Source organism: Alteromonas australica (genome assembly GCF_000730385.1).
Classification (GTDB): domain Bacteria; phylum Pseudomonadota; class Gammaproteobacteria; order Enterobacterales; family Alteromonadaceae; genus Alteromonas; species Alteromonas australica.
In genome coordinates, this window is the sequence record NZ_CP008849.1 from 1,408,627 (window position 1) to 1,424,528 (window position 15,902).

A 15,902-nucleotide genomic window follows, 5' to 3' on the forward strand; every position below is an offset into this window, starting at 1 on the left:
GTTATGCGCTCACAAGGAAAAAGGGGTTTAACACTGATTCTTTTTGGTTATAGGTCAAAGCATCAGCATTGTTATCTAGTGGGTTTGCTGGGTCGAGAACGGTGACATTCGCGCCTGCGGCGAGAGCCACAGCATGAGCTGCACCGGTATCCCATTCAGACGTAGGGCCTAAGCGTGGGTAAAGATGCGCTTCACCTTCTGCTACTAAACACAGTTTAAGCGAGCTGCCCATGGCCACAAGTTCAGTGTCGCCAGATAATTGGGCAAGCAAGTTTTGTATTTCAGGGCTTTGATGTGAGCGGCTGCCCACAATCTTCCATACTTCGCTTCCGTCATGCTTACGAGCAGAAATCGGGGTGAATGCACCGTCTACCTCTGTCCATGCACCTTCACCTACTACGCCGACATAACTTTTATTAAGCGCTGGAGCATACACAACTCCCAGGGTAGGTTTACCGTCTTCAATAAGGGCAATGTTAACTGTGAATTCACCGTTTTTCTTAATGAACTCTTTGGTACCATCTAGGGGGTCAACCAGCCAATAAGATTGCCAGCTTTTACGTTCATCCCATGCAATATCTGCTGATTCTTCAGACAAAATAGGTAAATCTGAAACTGACTCAAGGGCGTTAACAATGACGTTATGTGCGGCTAAATCAGCTTCTGTCAAAGGGCTGGTGTCTTGTTTCTCATAAATAGCGAAATCTTTTTCATAAATCGCCATTATTTCTGCACCAGCGTCTTTCGCTATACCCAAGATGGATTGGGTTAATGAATTAATCGGCACTGACATTTATACGAGTCCTTTTTCTTGCAGCAAAGCATACAAACGTTCAACGGTTTGCTCTGCTGGCTCATCCTGATAGGTGAGGTGAATTTCCGGCGCTTCTGGCGCTTCATAGGCCGAATCTATACCGGTGAAATCCTTAATCTCTCCGCTACGCGCTTTTTTGTATAAACCCTTAGGGTCGCGGCTCTCGCAAACTTCAAGAGGTGTGTCGATAAAGACTTCCACAAATTCACCTTCTTCAAGCAAACTGCGGCAGTAGTCACGATCCGCCTTAAAAGGGGAAATGAACGCAGTGAGTACAAGGGTTCCAGCATCTACAAATAGCTTAGCGACTTCGCTAATGCGACGAATGTTTTCAACACGATCTTTATCACTAAAGCCTAAGTCTCCACAAAGTCCGTGGCGCACGTTGTCACCGTCAAGTAAATACGTGTGCTTGTTTTGCTCGTGAAGCTTTTTCTCAAGCAAATTGGCTAGCGTCGATTTACCTGAACCGCTAAGGCCTGTAAGCCAAAACACCCGTGGGTTTTGGTTCAGCTTTTCAGAACGTGTTGTTTTATTGACTTCGTGCTTATGCCAAACAACATTGTCGGTGGCCATTAGAAGTACCCTTCCATTTTTTTCTTCTCCATAGAGCCCGCACTGTCATGGTCGATAACACGGCCTTGACGTTCAGAGGTCTTAGTAAGAAGCATTTCTTGAATAACTTCGGGTAAGGTGGCGGCTTCTGACTCTACCGCACCTGTAAGTGGGTAACAGCCTAGCGTACGGAAACGTACAGAGCGCATTTCTGGGACTTCACCTTCTTCAAGTGGCATGCGATCGTCATCAACCATAATAAGTACGCCATCTCGCTCAACCACTGGGCGAGGCTTAGACAAGTACAATTGAGGAATATCAATGTTTTCAAGGTAGATATATTGCCAAATGTCTAGCTCAGTCCAGTTAGACATTGGGAATACGCGAATGCTCTCGCCTTTATTAATTTGCGAGTTATAGATATTCCAAAGTTCTGGACGCTGATTTTTTGGATCCCAGCGATGGTTTTCGTCACGGAATGAGTAAACACGTTCTTTCGCCCGTGATTTTTCTTCATCTCGACGTGCTCCACCAAATGCTGCGTCGAATTTGTATTTGTTCAGCGCTTGCTTTAGTGCAGCTGTTTTCATGATGTCAGTGTGTTTAGCCGAACCATGAGTAAAGGGGCCAACACCTTGCTCAACACCTTCTTCGTTAATGTGAACAAGCAAGTCAAAGCCGTGCTTTTCTGCTTGTTCGTCGCGGAATTTGATCATTTCACCAAATTTCCAGGTGGTGTCTACGTGCAAAAGCGGGAAGGGGATTTTACCCGGGGCAAAGGCTTTACGGGCAAGGTGAAGCAATACAGAAGAGTCCTTTCCAACAGAATAAAGCATCACTGGGTTTTCAAACTCAGCGGCGACTTCACGGAAAATTTGGATACTCTCGGCTTCGAGTTGTTTCAAATGCGTTACAGACGGGATACTAGCAGTCATTTTGAAGTCCGATTTATGTTATATGCAAAAAAGTTATATGCGGGTTATTTTTCTGCATAGAAGATAACATATTCATTTAGTCCCTGGCTAATGCCATTTTGATATTTAAAATACTTCTGTTATTCCAAGAAATAAATCTGTCATGCAATTGAAGCATAAGTCACACGCGGAGGGAGAATAGAGACAAAAAAGCCCCAGAAAGGTAAACTTTGCTGGGGCTCTTATGAGTAACGGTTAAGCTATTTTCTTGCGTTTAGTTTTTGCTGGAATAAATCGAAGGTATTCACCACGCCGTCACGAGGCGTACCTGATTTGCTCAAAATCATAATGGTTAAACTCGAAAGAATGAACCCAGGTACAATTTCGTACATCCAGTCACCTAAAGGTTGCCCTGCAATTTCGATGGGTAAGTAAATCCAAAGTAATACTGTGACCGCTCCCACGACCATGCCACCGAGCGCAGCGCGACGGGTCATTTCTCGTTTGAACAAACTAAATAGTACCAGTGGACCAAATGCCGCACCAAAGCCCGCCCATGCATTACTGACTAAGGTGAGGATAGTGCTGTCTCTGTCGTAGGCAAGAAAAATAGCCACAAGTGCTACGGCCACCACGCTTACTCTTCCTGCGATGACCAATTCTTTATCGGTAGCATCGCGGCGCACGAATGCTTGATAAAAATCGCTAGTCAATGAACTTGAGGTAACTAACAACTGAGATGAAATAGTACTCATGATGGCGGCCAAGATTGCGGCGAGTAAAAAACCACCAATGAAGGGGTGAAACAAAATTTGCGACAAGTAAATAAACACCGTTTCAGGGTCTATGGTGTTATTGTTGCCTGTGACATATGCCAGCCCGAATAGACCTGTCATTAAGGCCCCGATAATAGACACAATCATCCAACTCATGCCTATGTTACGCGCCGTGGGGATATCATCAACAGAACGAATTGCCATAAAGCGCACAATGATATGAGGTTGTCCAAAGTAACCTAACCCCCAAGACATGAGCGACACAATGCCAATAAAGGTAAGTGCTTCGTTTGAAGAGGCATCCATAAAGGCATCAAATAATGCGGGATTAATGTTGTCCAAAGCATCTATAGATGCACCTATGCCACCGAGTTCGGTAATCACCACCGCAGGCACCATGATTAACGAAATGAACATAATGCAGCCTTGCACGAAATCGGTCATGCTGACAGCCATAAAACCACCCACCAAGGTGTAGGCCACTACCACACCTGCGGTAACGTATAAGCCGGTTTCGTAGGTTAAACCGAAAGAGGTTTCGAAGAGTTTTCCGCCAGCCACAACGCCTGATGAAGTGTAAAGCGTAAAGAAGATAACAATTACCACCGATGCGATAACTCGCAATAATCGTGAATTATCGTTAAAGCGGTTTTCGAAATAGTCAGGTAATGTGATTGAGTTATTGGCGACTTCGGTGTAAACGCGGAGTCGGGGGGCCACTAACATGTAATTAGCCAGTGCACCGAGTGTAAGCCCTACAGCTATCCAGCCAGCAGAGAGGCCTGATACATACATGGCGCCCGGTAAGCCCATTAACATCCAGCCGCTCATGTCAGAGGCGCCAGCAGACAATGCTGTGACAGCAGGGCCTAATTGTCTACCACCTAGCATATAGCCTTCAACATTGGTGTCTGTTTGCCGGTAAGCAAATAAGCCTATACCTAGCATCACTACAAAGTACAAACCCAACGAGATTATCGTGCCAGTATCCATATAAATTCCCTGTGTTTTTTATTTCATGCTAACACCAATGGCGCAGAGTCTCTATGCCAGTGGAACACCTTGCACGATTTCTATACGATGTTGGGGAAATAAAGGATTATATAAGGCGAGTAGCAACTACACTGGGGTTAAACTTGCTCTGTGAAATACCTTTGTATTGATACGGTTTCTATTTTGCCTCGGCCGGCATTTTTCGCCTTATAAAGCAGGTGGTCGCAAGCTTTTATAATTTTTTCGATATTCTTCTCGCCTTTAATTTCGACCACTCCGGCTGAAAAACTCACTGAGAAAACTTCGTCGGTTGCTTGCCAGTGGGTGTGTAATTCCATAGAACGTTTTATATCTTTAAGCAGCGTAGCTGCGTTGTCTTCATTGGTGTCATGCAAATAAAGCAAAAACTCTTCTCCGCCATACCGACAAAAGGTGTCCGTTTTGCGAATACGTTCACGGGTAACTCTACCAAAGGTAGACAATACTTCATCGCCCACTACGTGGCCGAACCTGTCATTAATTCGTTTGAAATGATCAAGGTCGATAAGTACTAGACAAGAAGTCACCTTAGAACTCATCGGTTTCGACACGGCTCGAAACATGGCTCTGCGGGTAAAGGCACCGGTAAGATCATCAATGTCGCCGAGTTTCGCCTTCGAGCGCTGACCACGCCAGAACCAAAACAGTAGCAAGGTGGTTAACGCCGCCACCACACCAAACAATATGGCTTGTAGTCGTTCTGCTTTTAAAGCGAGGTTTTGTTTGTCTTTACTGAGCGCCAGCCTTTGCAGTTTGCTAATGGTTATATCACGCTCTAAAGGAGAGTCGTTGACAAGGTTATCAAGTTGCTCCGGCAAGTTGCGAGATTGCACCAGCAAGTTTTCATATTCTTGCTGATGAAACAGAGCTTTTTCAAAATCGCCCCTTAGTTTATAGATGTTTCTAAGCTGCTGATGCTTATTCAATTGGATGGGCGTATCGTAAAAAGAAGAGGTTGCTCTCTCATTCATAGTTGAAACGTAGCGATAAATTGTATTTTCGAATTCTTTTTCTGACCCTACTATTGCCGCACGAATTGCGCTCAATTCTTCATAGGCGGGTGCAATACTATTTGGCAATTGAACATCTTTGTACTTAGCTAAGTTTTCTGTGAGGGATAATATATTTGCACGATCTAGCGTTGTGTTTCTTTGTAAATAGATATTGGTTTGAAGCCAAAGACTATAAAGTGTTTGTTCAAGACTGAGGTTTTCTTTAGAAACTTGCTTGGCTTCCTCTGCCATTTCAATCGCTTTATCAAACTCTCTTAGTTGCACAAATGCATTGACCACACCTGTAAAGTGGTAAGCGTTTAGTTCTGAGTGTTTCTTTACTTCTTCTAGCGCGTATTGTTGATGCTTCAATGCCCGGTTTACGATATTTAAGCTGACATAGGCGTCGGCAAGCCAAGAGTGTGCAAGCTTCTTATCAAGAATTGTTTCTAAACTATATTCTTCATCGAAAGGCAAAAGGTAGGGTAGGGCATACTCTAGTTCGACAACGGCTTTCATAGGGTTTAGTTCCGAGTATTCCATGGCAAGCCAGATACTCGCTACAGCCGCAGCTTCGGGCTCTCCGGTTTCTAATGCTTCTTTTTTTAGAACATAAAGCTGCGGAATACTATGTTTTAACCTTTCACTATTTTCAACATAGCGGTTGGCTGCTTGAGATAGGATAAAAAGGGCTCTCAATGCAACGTATCGCTTAACATTTATTTCTTTCACATATTTCCAATCAGACGCCGACACGCTACCTATTGGTTCTATAGGTAACCTTGGAGTGTCTGAATTAGTTGCTGTTATTTCATAGAGTACAGCTCGAATAACACTGCCTAGCGTTGAACTGTCTTGCTGAATATTACTTTTAATAATGAGTGAGGTTATTTCGTCATTACTAAGCCCAAATGGACTGTTCCACATATAAACGACTGTGTTTACAAGATTGCCCAATTGGCGAAACTTTTCTTCTTCAGCCGTCTGGTTGATATTGGCGGTGGTGGGAAAGGCTGAAAATACTAAAGCCAAAAAGAGGATTAAGTAGGGTCTGAATTTTATTTTTAGGTGACAACAGGGCGCATACATACAATGAGCTCTACTTCTACTTAACAACTGCCATAAAGCAGGTGAGTTTTAGTTTACTGTAACTGGTTAGACCTTAGTATAGGTTATCTCGGGGCATTTGAATACCTGTACGAGAGGACAGTACTGAAAATAAAAAATCGGCCTGCTGGGCCGACTTTAAATTTTTATTTTCAATAGCTTACTGATTAAATCGAGAATTGGATTTTTTCCGACACTTGCTTTTTCATTTCACTGAGGTCAGCGTCTTTACTGCCTACAACCATGACATTGGCATGGGTTAACTCCATGCTCTCACCGTGATATTGCTTGTCGTCAAACTCACTCGGTACACGAATATCCCCACGCTCAGGTACGATGAACACAGACATCTTTCCTTGTGGCGTATTCACAATAAGGTGCAAGCTTCTAACGGTACTTAAATGGCAGTAATTAGCCACTTCCACATCACCTATCATGTCGGTAAAGCTAGCGCCAAAACTGGCGAGTTTTGCGTTTACCATCTCTAAGTTCACTGGCAGCAGGGAATGCGCTCGCTCAGTTTCTGCATATTGCATATGAGCCAAGGCTTGTCCGCCAATGCTGATTGGCTGGTGGTACCACATTGTGAATCCAATACCAAAGGTAAATGCCACCGATGCCGCTAATGCCATATACCATCTACTGCGTTTTTGATACCGTTTGAATTCGCTTGCGGACTGTTGCCATATAAGACGATGGGATAAGTCTTCTGGTACATCAACCTTCACCGCTTTTCTTAATTGTCGGTCTAGCTGAATTTGCTCATTCCAAAATTTACGCTTGTTGTCGTCCTGTTTTGCAGCATCGACAACGTCGTTGTCAGTCGTTTCTGGATCGGCATAAATTCTGCGCCTAAATTCTAACTCATCCATTTATACGACCTCGCTGTTCACTCTCATTTTCCAGTGATTCTCTTAATTGATTCCTAGCTCTAAACAATCGCGTCATCACGGTGTTTTTGTTTAAACCGAGTTGATTAGCAATCTCTTCTCCACTGTAGCCAAAGATAAGCTGAAGTATCAAAGGCTCTCTATATTCCAATGTTAAGCTACCTAGGAGTCGGTGAAGCTCTCTGTCTTGAATATCTTCATCAGCGCGCTGGGTATCATCGTGAATACTGACATCCTCAATGTCGACAACGTCTAATTGCTTACGCTCGAATCGCCGGGCGTTTTCGCGCCTGAGTATGGTAATTAGCCAAGACTTTGCTGCTTTTTCGTCATTTAACGCGTCAAGGGAGCGCCATGCGCGAAGAAATGTTTCTTGCACAATGTCCTCAGCTACGCTTCTGTCTTTGACCAACCAGTAGGCGTAACGATATATGTCTGCATGAAAAGCTTTTACAAGCGCCTCATATCTTTTTTGTTTTGCGTTCATGCTGGATAAGACCTGAACACCCTCAGATCTATTTCGTGCAAACATTAAAAAATCCGATATTTTCTATTAGAATTTTATTATGGCATAAAAAAAGCACTTTAAACTTAACCTAAAGTGCTCATTCATATGGTTTATCGGCGATTTTTGGGCATTGCCCAGCTTAGGCTGTCTATGTGCCTGTTTAAATCTGAATCGCAATGCCAACGCGTAAGATAGCTATTTCTGCTCGGCAATCCATTGATTAACGTTTTCTTCCAGTATTGATAATGGAACAGGGCCGTATTTCAAAACCTGGTCATGGAAGCCTTGCCAGCTAAACTTATCGCCAAGTTCTTCCATGGCTTTATTTCTAAGTTCCATAATTTTAAGTTTGCCAATCATGTAAGCGGTGGCTTGGCCCGGCATAGCAATGTACCGTTCGATAGCTTTTTGTGCATCGTATTTGGCATTAGGGGTTTGCGCCACCAAATAATCTACCGCTTCTTCTCTAGACCATTTTTTGACATGAATACCCGTATCAACCACTAAACGACATGCTCGCCATAATTCCATCGCTAAGCGTCCAAAATCTGCATAAGGATCACTATAAAACCCCATGTCTTTCGCTAGTTCTTCAGTATAAAGGCCCCAACCTTCAGTGTAGGCAGTGAACGAAAGAAATTTTTGGAACTGGGGAATGCCGTCTAATTCTTGAGCGATAGCTCGCTGCATATGATGACCCGGAATTCCTTCGTGATAGGCGAGGGCTTCTAGCTGGTAGGTCGGCATCGCGTTCATGTCGTAAAGGTTAGCGTAATAAATACCGGGACGGCTGCCATCTTGCGCAGGGCTTTGATAAAACGCTTTGCCTGCGGATTGTTCTCTAAACGCTTCTACTCGTTTGACTATCATGGGCGCTGACGGAAGTATGCCAAAATAGTCTGGTAGCGCCTCTCGCATTTCGTCAATACGCTGTTTTGCCGTGTCTAAGTACGCTTGACGCCCTTCTGGGGTCGCTGGAAGGTAGAATTGCGGATCTTCTCGCATGAATGTAAAGAAGTCTTGTAAACTACCTTCAAATCCCACACGTTTCATAATTTTGCGCATGTCGTTGTGGATGCGTTCGACATTGTCTAAGCCTAACTGATGAACCTCATCAGCGGTAAGATCGGTAGTCGTAAACCATGCCAGGCGATTTTGATACCAGGCTTCTCCATCGGGTAAACGCCAAACGCCGTCTCCCTCGGGAGACAGCGTTTTCTGGTGAGCTAAGGCATCAATAAAGTTCTCGTAGGCCGGCATGACAGACGTGACTAACGCTGCTTTTGCTTCACCTAATAATGTATTTTTTTCCGCCTCATCTATGGTTAATTGGCTCACTTTATTTTGGAAATCTTTCCACAGGGTAGAGGGAGTGTCACTGGTGTCGAAAGGCGCGCCGGAAATGACATTTTTTGATGCCTTAATCATTTGGTCATATGCCCAAGCGGGTGGGAATACGCCGGCTTCCTCTCTCAGCTTCATTTGACCAATAACCTGACCTAAATAGGTACGTACATTATCGAGTCGACTTATATAGGCTTTGGCATCGTCTTTTGAATTGATTTTATGAATATTGATCAGGAAACTGGGTATTTGGGTATGGGCAGCCCGAAACTGATGCACGATATACTTGTGATGCCGAAATTTGTCATTTGCAAGGTCGCGTTCTATCCCTAGCTTAAACAAGCGAAGACTGAGTTGTTCCTGCTTCGACAATTTAGCGGTATCGAAGTGCTCAATGGTTTCAAGTCTGTTTTTAAGGATGGCTACGCGACTGTCCATTTGTGTTTCAGAAACGTCGTCCCATTTATCATAATCCCATTTTTTCCCAAGACGACTTTGAAAAGTAGGCGAGCGTTTAAGATCTTCGTCGAAAGTGCGCTCGAAAAAGGCTTGCAAACGTTGGGATTCAGTCTGACCTGCAGGTCCATCAGCTTCGGCACTAACAGTGGTGTTTTGTGGAGGGGAAGCCGGGGTGCAAGCAGTGGTGGCCGCGACTAGCAATGCCAGTGACGAATAGGCTATCGTTTTTATACTCATGGTGTCTCCCTAAGGTATAAGTGCAGCAGTTTTACTGCTGCTTATTATTTTATTAGTGGGTTAACGCTCAAACACTCGGGTAAAGTGGTGCGAGGGACTGAGGCCCTGCGCGTTGACTTTCCTTTGCTTTTTTTCTGGCAACTTCAATTGCTTGAACGAAGGCCTTGTCGTCCCATTGCGTACTGCTTTTACCAAATCGCGCACTAAGTAGATCATTGTATGGCTGTTGAATGCCCTGTGTTTCAGTAAACTGAGAGGGGCTGATAATACCCTTAGCGTCCGGGTAAAGTAATTTCAACCATTGCTGTAGTGCAGCACTGATATCCTGGCTGTTTTTTGTGCGTATTGTTTGCTTTAACTGTTTGAACGCGTCTGCTTCAGATAGGCTATTTTTACCCGTTGACACCAGGCTAGCTGAGCTGCTGGTGGAAAGGGAACGGCGTTTTCTGTAGGTTATCGCCCAACCCATAGCGGTTAACACCCACAACACAGCAAACAGCCATGTCAAATAGGAAGGTGTAGACGAGATGTCACTGGCAGGCTTGTTATCCGTATCGAATGAATCTGGTTTTTCTGGCGCTTGAGACGTTGGGTTATCCAACGCTGACGAGGGTAAAGGCGCACTTTGTGACGGTTGGCCGGCGACTGACGGTGCGGCAGGCGACACCGAAACGGTTCTGGCAGGTAGCGTGGCATACTCGGTTTTTTCAGTCACAGTATTAAACCAAGGGATAGTGACTTCAGGGAGCACGATATTGCCCGCTTGCGTAGGAATAAGGGCAAGGGACGACATTCGTTGCGCGATGAGTGCATTATCTTTCTCCACCGTGGTCGTGGATGATTGATCGGGATAAAGTTTGAAGTTCGGCGGGTAGAATTCAGGAATGTCAGGCAATTGCTCTTCTACCACACCTATCGCGGTAAGTGTTACCACGCGAGTGATGGGCTCGCCAACGGTGAAGGTCTCTCCTTGCGGCCACTCTTCGTCTAAACGTACCATTTCTGAGGGAAGCCAGGGGTAGTCGATGTTCTTAGGAATAGGGTTTACTTGAATGGTAATGTCAGGCCCGACTCTGTTTACCTGTTGCGTACGATTGAAAAATCCGAACCGTTGATTCGTATTTGGCGCTGCGACTTCCCCTGTAAAGATTGGGCCGCGAATGGTAAATTCGCCAGATGCTTGCGGCACTATGGCAAATTTCCGTTCAATAATTTGATAGCGTCTGCCATTGATAATATCTGTGTACTGCGCATCATCACCCAATTGACGAATATCAGCATTGGGCATTTCTGGGCTTTGAAGGCTTCCTCGTTCAATGTTTGACGCAAGGTGTAACTTCACGGTGTAGAGTAACTGTTGATTTAAATAGGCTTCTTGCAGATCGATGTCAGTGGTCACAAAATAGTCTCGAGCCACTTTATCTGATTGTTGAACAGGGATCACCTTCACCGTAATAGGCTGAGTCTGTTTTCCTTCAATGGTAAATGAAGGAATGGTATAGCTGCCTTCTTTACGTGGAAAGAGGGTAGTGACCCAGGTTGTGGTTCGCTTAGTATCAAAATTAACAATGGATGTTTGGCTATTGACGGAAGTTCGACCCACCACAAAGTCTTTAAGTAACGCGGAACTGTCAAAAGCATCTCGATTGGCGCTACCATTTGCCGTGATAGTTAGCCGTATGGCTTCGTCTACCATAACTGGGTTTTTATCTATGGTTGCTTGAACTTCTTCTACCTCTGCCATTGCCACTACACTGTGGAATACCATAAGAAACAAGGTGGATGTGAATATTAACGCTCTCATTTACCAATCACTCCGGTTTGAAGGCATGCGCTGACGTTGTCGTTTTTGTGCTTCTAGCTGCATTTTTCGTTTTAATAAAAACGCAGGGTCATCAGGAACTTTCCGCATTAAATTCTCTATTCGCTGTTGTTGTTCTTTTTCTTCATCGGTGAGTTCACCGGCTTGCCCTTGAACAGGCTGTTCGGCGCCGTCCTGCTGCTCTTGTTGCGCAGATTGTTGAGGGGGTTGAGCCTCATTTTCAGTGTCAGAATCTTGGTCCTCTGCATTGCGACTTTCACTCTCTGATGGGGAATTTCGCTCATCAGTGTCGCTTTGTTGATCCCCACTTTGGCCGTCTTGATGCTCACCCGCTTCATTATTTTGTTGCGACTGAGACTGCTGATCACCATTACCTTGCTGATTCTCGTCAGTTTGATTTTCATTGTTTTGATTTTGCTGACTATCTCCGTTTTCAGATTGATCCTGAGGATTGTCATCGCCATTTTGTTGCTGCTGCTGCTGCTGCTGCTGCTGTTGCTCCTGTTGCTTTTTCAATGCTTCAAGCAAAGCCTTATTCTCTGCGGCATCTTTGTGGCCGAGGTCTATCGATAATGCCTGTTGATATCGTTCAATGGCTGCATCGAGATCGCCCATTTTAGCAAGGGCATTACCCTGATTATAAAGTGCGTCAGCGCCGTCTACTTGTTCAAATGCACGCAGCGCATCTTCGTAATTGCCCGCTTTATAATGTGCAGCGCCCTGCCATTGGGGGCTCTTAAACGTATTTGCCGCATTACCAAAGTCGTCGCCAGCGTAGTGAGCAAAGCCTTCCTGGTCGCGATTCAAAAATGGTTTTTCCCACCACGACAAAGGCGGGCTTTCATTTTCAGTGGTGGGTTGAACCGGCGCGCTTGTATGCGCATAGCTGGTTTCCGTGGAAAGTGGCAGGTACAAACCTATTAGTAAGCAAATCACCACCCCTTTCCTAAATCCATAGGCAACAAAGGGCAATAGTAGTAGCAGGAGATAAGGGCCTAGCTCGCTCCATCTGTCGCCATTGTTATCTTTGCTGTCATCACTTTCGGAAGATTCACTGTCTGAGGAAAATCGATCTACTGACACCAACCCTTTAATATCACTATCATTGGTGGCCAAACGTTGAAAAGTTCCGCCTCCTGCACGTGCAATACTGGCGATAGCATTCTCATTGACCCTTGGGACGACTATGCCGCCACTGGCATCTTTAAGCAATTCGCCATTTACCTGTTTTATTGGTGCGCCATCTTTGGTTCCCACTGCAAGTACATTAAGCGTAAAAGGTAACGTCTTCACAAAGCGTTGGAGTTCAGTTTGCTGTTTGTTATCAATGCCGTCGGTAATCCAATAGATGGCGCCTTTACTGTAGCCTGCATTAGTAAGTAGCTCTGCAGCCCGTTCAATACCTAACAGTGGATCACTGCCAGGAACCGGCATGATTTCTGGTGAGAGGCTGGGTAATAAGGCGGAGATATTTTGTGCATCCTTCGTTAAAGGGCTGATGACGAATGCGTCTCCAGCATAGGCAACGAGGCCCATTTCACCTTCGCCTATATAGTTTACAAGGTCGATGGCTTTGTATTTAGCGCGAGTCATGCGATCAGGAGTGACATCAGTGGCGCGCATAGACAACGACATATCAAGCACAATGACATGGCCATTTTTCAGTTGATATACCGGTTGTGGCAAGCGCTCCCACGTGGGGCCTGCAAGGGCTAAAAGAGCAATTATCCACACTACAAGTAAAACTGAATACGCGGGCTTCCTGACTTTTTGTGTTTGACCTACCAACATGTGATCGTATAGATGTGCTGGAATAACCGATTGCCAGCCCGATTGTTTTTTATGCGAAACAGTTAACCACAGCCAAACCAACAGCGTGGGGATAATAGCCCAAAGCCATTCAGGTCGAATAAAATGAAAATCGTGAAGTGGCATACTTTATTCAACCTCCTTTTTGGGTAACCTAAGCTGGCGCAATGCGCCCGTAAGTAAGTGAACCAGCGCCCAGCCCAGTGACAAAATGAAAGCCAATGCTAAGGGGTAATAAAATAAAGAGGTCAGTGGCCGCATTTTACGTGTTTCGCCTTCAATGGGCTCAAGGGTATCTAAGGTGGCGTAAATAGCTTCTAGTTCATTGACGTCTCTTGCCCTAAAGTATTTTCCACCTGTCGACTCGGCAATGTCCATAAGCATGTCTTCATCGAGTTCTTGAGATGGATTGACTTGCCGACTACCGAAAAAGCTTTGAATCAGCATTTGATCTGCCCCAACTCCAATGGTGTAAACTTTTACCCCTTTTTCTATGGCTAAGGTTTTCGCTTGCTCAGGGGTAATATTACCCGCCGTATTTTGCCCATCAGTGAGTAGAATAAGAACGTTGTTTGACTCATCTTTTTCATCAAACCGTTTGACTGCTAAACCTATCGCATCACCAATGGCAGTTTGTTCGCCCACCAAACCGATCACAGATTCACTTAATAAGGTTGCCACAGTATCTCTGTCGTAGGTAAGCGGTGCTTGTAAATAAGCAGTATCAGCAAACAGAATCAAGCCAAGTCGATCGCCCACTCTTCGCTTGATAAAATCAAATAGCACTGATTTTGTCATGGTGAGACGGTTCACTTGACGGCCATTTAACTGCATATCGTCAATTTTCATACTGCCTGAAAGGTCGACAGCCAACATCATTTCACGACCTTCGCTAGGTATACTTATAGGCTCCCCCAGCCACTGGGGGCGTGCGGCTGCAAGTACAAGCCCCAGCCATATGGCAGAGGCGACCAAAAGCGGTACCTTACGAGATTTAGTTGCCTGGATGCTAGTAACCATGTTGGGTCTTAAAGCTGGCACTCTCAGCGCTGCTAAGGCGCTTTTTTGCTTGGGTTTAACAAGCCATCGAATGATAAAGGGGAGGGGAATAAGGCAGAGCACCCACCACCAAGCAAATTCAAACATGACTTACCTCCGCGGAGGATGTGTACGCATGAGCGCGGCGATTGTTTTTCTTAAAGTTGGCGTGTTTAAGCCAGTGCTTTGCTGCGCTTTTACAACGTGTAAATTGCGTAGCGTCTACCGAAGGTGAATACAGCTGTTGTGTCAGTTGTTTAAGCCCCTCATTACATGTACCAAGTTTAGATTTAGCGACTTGGGCTAACATAAATTCTAACCAAGGACGGCCATAAAGGCTGGCGACATCTTCGTTAGAAAAATAGCTTTTGCTGGTGCGCTTTAATAGGCTATTTATCTGCATAGGCCAATTTGCATCGGTTTCGCTGATGTTTGATAGCTCAACAAGAGCAGCCTTGCGGGCGCGGTTAAATGCGCGGCGTCGTAACCAAAACACCGCTAAAGTACTAATGGCGACGAGAAGTAGAACCAGCAGTGTCCACCATCCCCAATCGAGAGGCCACCAGTTTATCTGTGAAGGAGGGTGAATGTCTTTTAGTTGCGCTAGTGGATCGGTTTGCGCAGCGTTCGGGCTCATTTGCATTACATCACTTCCCGTTGCATGGCTTGAAGCTGTTGATCAAGTGGGAAACCCGATGACACGTGAAATCGCGCGATGTTCGCTTTCTTCAAGGTGTGTTCTGTATCTTGCCGGGTTTTTGCACGCCATTGCTCGTATGCCTTTTGTTCGTTGCTGTCGCCTAGTAACCAACTTTGTTGATCTGTGCCGTCGGAGACTTTAACTTCTTGTATTTTTGTCGTGGATGGTAAGGCTAATTCGATTGGGTCTTCCACTACGATGGCGCGGACTTCACAATGTCGGGTTAACTGGCTAAGGTGTTGAAGCGCTTTCGCACTTAAATTTTGAAAGTCGGACACAAGATAAACCAAACTGCCTGGTTTAGCTAAACGCCTTGCTCTTGCACATGCGTCAGCAAAGGCGTTAAGGCTTTCCTCACGATTTACCGTGGAAGCAAGACTTGATGAATGAACGTCTTTAAGCTCGTGGCATATATGCAAAACCGCTTTTTTGCGGGTCAAAGGTTTAACTTCCTTGTGCCGTGCTTGGTTAAACACAATTGCGCCGACTTTGTCGCCACGGGCAGCAGCAGACCAACTTATGAGTGCAGCCGTATGGGCGGCTTGCACGGATTTAGTCAGTAGCTTCGTGCCGAACATCATTGAGGGCAAAAAGTCGCAAAAAAGAAAGACAGGACGCTCCCGTTCCTCGCGATAAATTTTTGTATGTGTTTTACCTGTTCTTGCCGTTACACGCCAATCAATTGCCCTAATATCATCGCCGGGTTGGTAATGTCTGGCTTCGTCAAACTCCATGCCTCTACCTTTATGTTTAGTAAGGTAGCTACCGGCAAGTTTGGCTTGTGGTGCCCGCTTTGGCACTAAGCTAAACAGTTTTGCCAACTGTTGGTAGCGAAGTAGCTCAGGCGTAGAGAGGCTAACGCCATTGCTTTTCAACAATTGCAGTTGAGTGGTTAGGGTATTCAT

Annotated in this window: 13 protein-coding genes; all 13 read right to left on the reverse strand. The window is 45.3% G+C overall.

Going from position 1 to position 15,902, the window contains the following annotated elements; translation table 11 throughout:
• Position 1: 1 nt before the first annotated feature.
• A complete protein-coding gene (gene cysQ / locus EP13_RS06250) occupies positions 2 to 793 on the reverse strand; it encodes a 3'(2'),5'-bisphosphate nucleotidase CysQ (protein WP_044056542.1) in 792 nt (263 codons plus the stop codon).
• Entirely contained in the window at positions 794 to 1,390 is a 597-nt protein-coding gene (gene cysC, locus EP13_RS06255; RefSeq protein ID WP_044056543.1) for an adenylyl-sulfate kinase, read from the reverse strand. It abuts the gene before it with no gap.
• On the reverse strand, positions 1,390 to 2,304 hold the full coding sequence (gene cysD, locus EP13_RS06260) for a sulfate adenylyltransferase subunit CysD (RefSeq protein ID WP_044056544.1): 915 nt from the start codon (positions 2,302 to 2,304) through the stop codon (positions 1,390 to 1,392). Before cysD ends, cysC begins: the two co-directional genes overlap by 1 nt.
• Positions 2,305 to 2,543: 239 nt before the next feature.
• A complete protein-coding gene (gene putP / locus EP13_RS06265; RefSeq protein ID WP_044056545.1) occupies positions 2,544 to 4,052 on the reverse strand; it encodes a sodium/proline symporter PutP in 1,509 nt (502 codons plus the stop codon).
• Between the two features lie 137 nt (positions 4,053 to 4,189).
• The gene (locus EP13_RS19365; RefSeq protein WP_269746860.1) at positions 4,190 to 6,115 is read right to left on the reverse strand and encodes a GGDEF domain-containing protein; all 1,926 of its coding nucleotides are present in this window, start codon (positions 6,113 to 6,115) and stop codon (positions 4,190 to 4,192) included.
• A gap of 242 nt (positions 6,116 to 6,357) precedes the next feature.
• Complete coding sequence (locus EP13_RS06275) at positions 6,358 to 7,062, reverse strand: DUF3379 family protein (protein WP_044056546.1); 705 nt, start codon at positions 7,060 to 7,062, stop codon at positions 6,358 to 6,360.
• Positions 7,055 to 7,612 carry a sigma-70 family RNA polymerase sigma factor gene (locus EP13_RS06280; RefSeq protein ID WP_044056547.1) on the reverse strand — a complete coding sequence of 186 codons (558 nt, stop codon included), beginning with the start codon at positions 7,610 to 7,612 and terminating at the stop codon, positions 7,055 to 7,057. The genes EP13_RS06275 and EP13_RS06280 overlap by 8 nt, the downstream gene beginning before the upstream one ends.
• A 171-nt stretch (positions 7,613 to 7,783) precedes the next feature.
• The gene (locus tag EP13_RS06285; RefSeq protein ID WP_044056548.1) at positions 7,784 to 9,628 is read right to left on the reverse strand and encodes a DUF885 domain-containing protein; all 1,845 of its coding nucleotides are present in this window, start codon (positions 9,626 to 9,628) and stop codon (positions 7,784 to 7,786) included.
• A gap of 67 nt (positions 9,629 to 9,695) precedes the next feature.
• The gene (locus tag EP13_RS06290) at positions 9,696 to 11,432 is read right to left on the reverse strand and encodes a BatD family protein (RefSeq protein ID WP_044056549.1); all 1,737 of its coding nucleotides are present in this window, start codon (positions 11,430 to 11,432) and stop codon (positions 9,696 to 9,698) included.
• The gene (locus EP13_RS06295; RefSeq protein ID WP_044056550.1) at positions 11,433 to 13,385 is read right to left on the reverse strand and encodes a vWA domain-containing protein; all 1,953 of its coding nucleotides are present in this window, start codon (positions 13,383 to 13,385) and stop codon (positions 11,433 to 11,435) included.
• A gap of 3 nt (positions 13,386 to 13,388) precedes the next feature.
• The gene (locus EP13_RS06300; RefSeq protein ID WP_044056551.1) at positions 13,389 to 14,405 is read right to left on the reverse strand and encodes a vWA domain-containing protein; all 1,017 of its coding nucleotides are present in this window, start codon (positions 14,403 to 14,405) and stop codon (positions 13,389 to 13,391) included.
• Positions 14,398 to 14,940 (reverse strand): DUF4381 domain-containing protein, encoded by a 543-nt coding sequence (locus EP13_RS06305; RefSeq protein ID WP_052364311.1) that lies wholly within the window; start codon positions 14,938 to 14,940, stop codon positions 14,398 to 14,400. The genes EP13_RS06300 and EP13_RS06305 overlap by 8 nt, the downstream gene beginning before the upstream one ends.
• Positions 14,940 to 15,902, reverse strand: a complete 963-nt coding sequence (locus EP13_RS06310) for a DUF58 domain-containing protein (protein ID WP_044058793.1) — start codon at positions 15,900 to 15,902, stop codon at positions 14,940 to 14,942. The genes EP13_RS06305 and EP13_RS06310 overlap by 1 nt, the downstream gene beginning before the upstream one ends.

Bases quoted from the DNA above. Each gene is read 5' to 3' on its own strand.
- cysQ (WP_044056542.1), bottom strand. From the start codon at position 793: ATGTCAGTGCCGATTAATTCATTAACCCAATCCATCTTGGGTATAGCG.
- cysC (WP_044056543.1), bottom strand. From the start codon at position 1,390: ATGGCCACCGACAATGTTGTTTGGCATAAGCACGAAGTCAATAAAACA.
- cysD (WP_044056544.1), bottom strand. From the start codon at position 2,304: ATGACTGCTAGTATCCCGTCTGTAACGCATTTGAAACAACTCGAAGCC.
- putP (WP_044056545.1), bottom strand. From the start codon at position 4,052: ATGGATACTGGCACGATAATCTCGTTGGGTTTGTACTTTGTAGTGATG.
- EP13_RS06275 (WP_044056546.1), bottom strand. From the start codon at position 7,062: ATGGATGAGTTAGAATTTAGGCGCAGAATTTATGCCGATCCAGAAACG.
- EP13_RS06280 (WP_044056547.1), bottom strand. From the start codon at position 7,612: ATGTTTGCACGAAATAGATCTGAGGGTGTTCAGGTCTTATCCAGCATG.
- EP13_RS06285 (WP_044056548.1), bottom strand. From the start codon at position 9,628: ATGAGTATAAAAACGATAGCCTATTCGTCACTGGCATTGCTAGTCGCG.
- EP13_RS06290 (WP_044056549.1), bottom strand. From the start codon at position 11,432: ATGAGAGCGTTAATATTCACATCCACCTTGTTTCTTATGGTATTCCAC.
- EP13_RS06295 (WP_044056550.1), bottom strand. From the start codon at position 13,385: ATGCCACTTCACGATTTTCATTTTATTCGACCTGAATGGCTTTGGGCT.
- EP13_RS06300 (WP_044056551.1), bottom strand. From the start codon at position 14,405: ATGTTTGAATTTGCTTGGTGGTGGGTGCTCTGCCTTATTCCCCTCCCC.
- EP13_RS06305 (WP_052364311.1), bottom strand. From the start codon at position 14,940: ATGCAAATGAGCCCGAACGCTGCGCAAACCGATCCACTAGCGCAACTA.
- EP13_RS06310 (WP_044058793.1), bottom strand. From the start codon at position 15,902: ATGAATACCCTAACCACTCAACTGCAATTGTTGAAAAGCAATGGCGTT.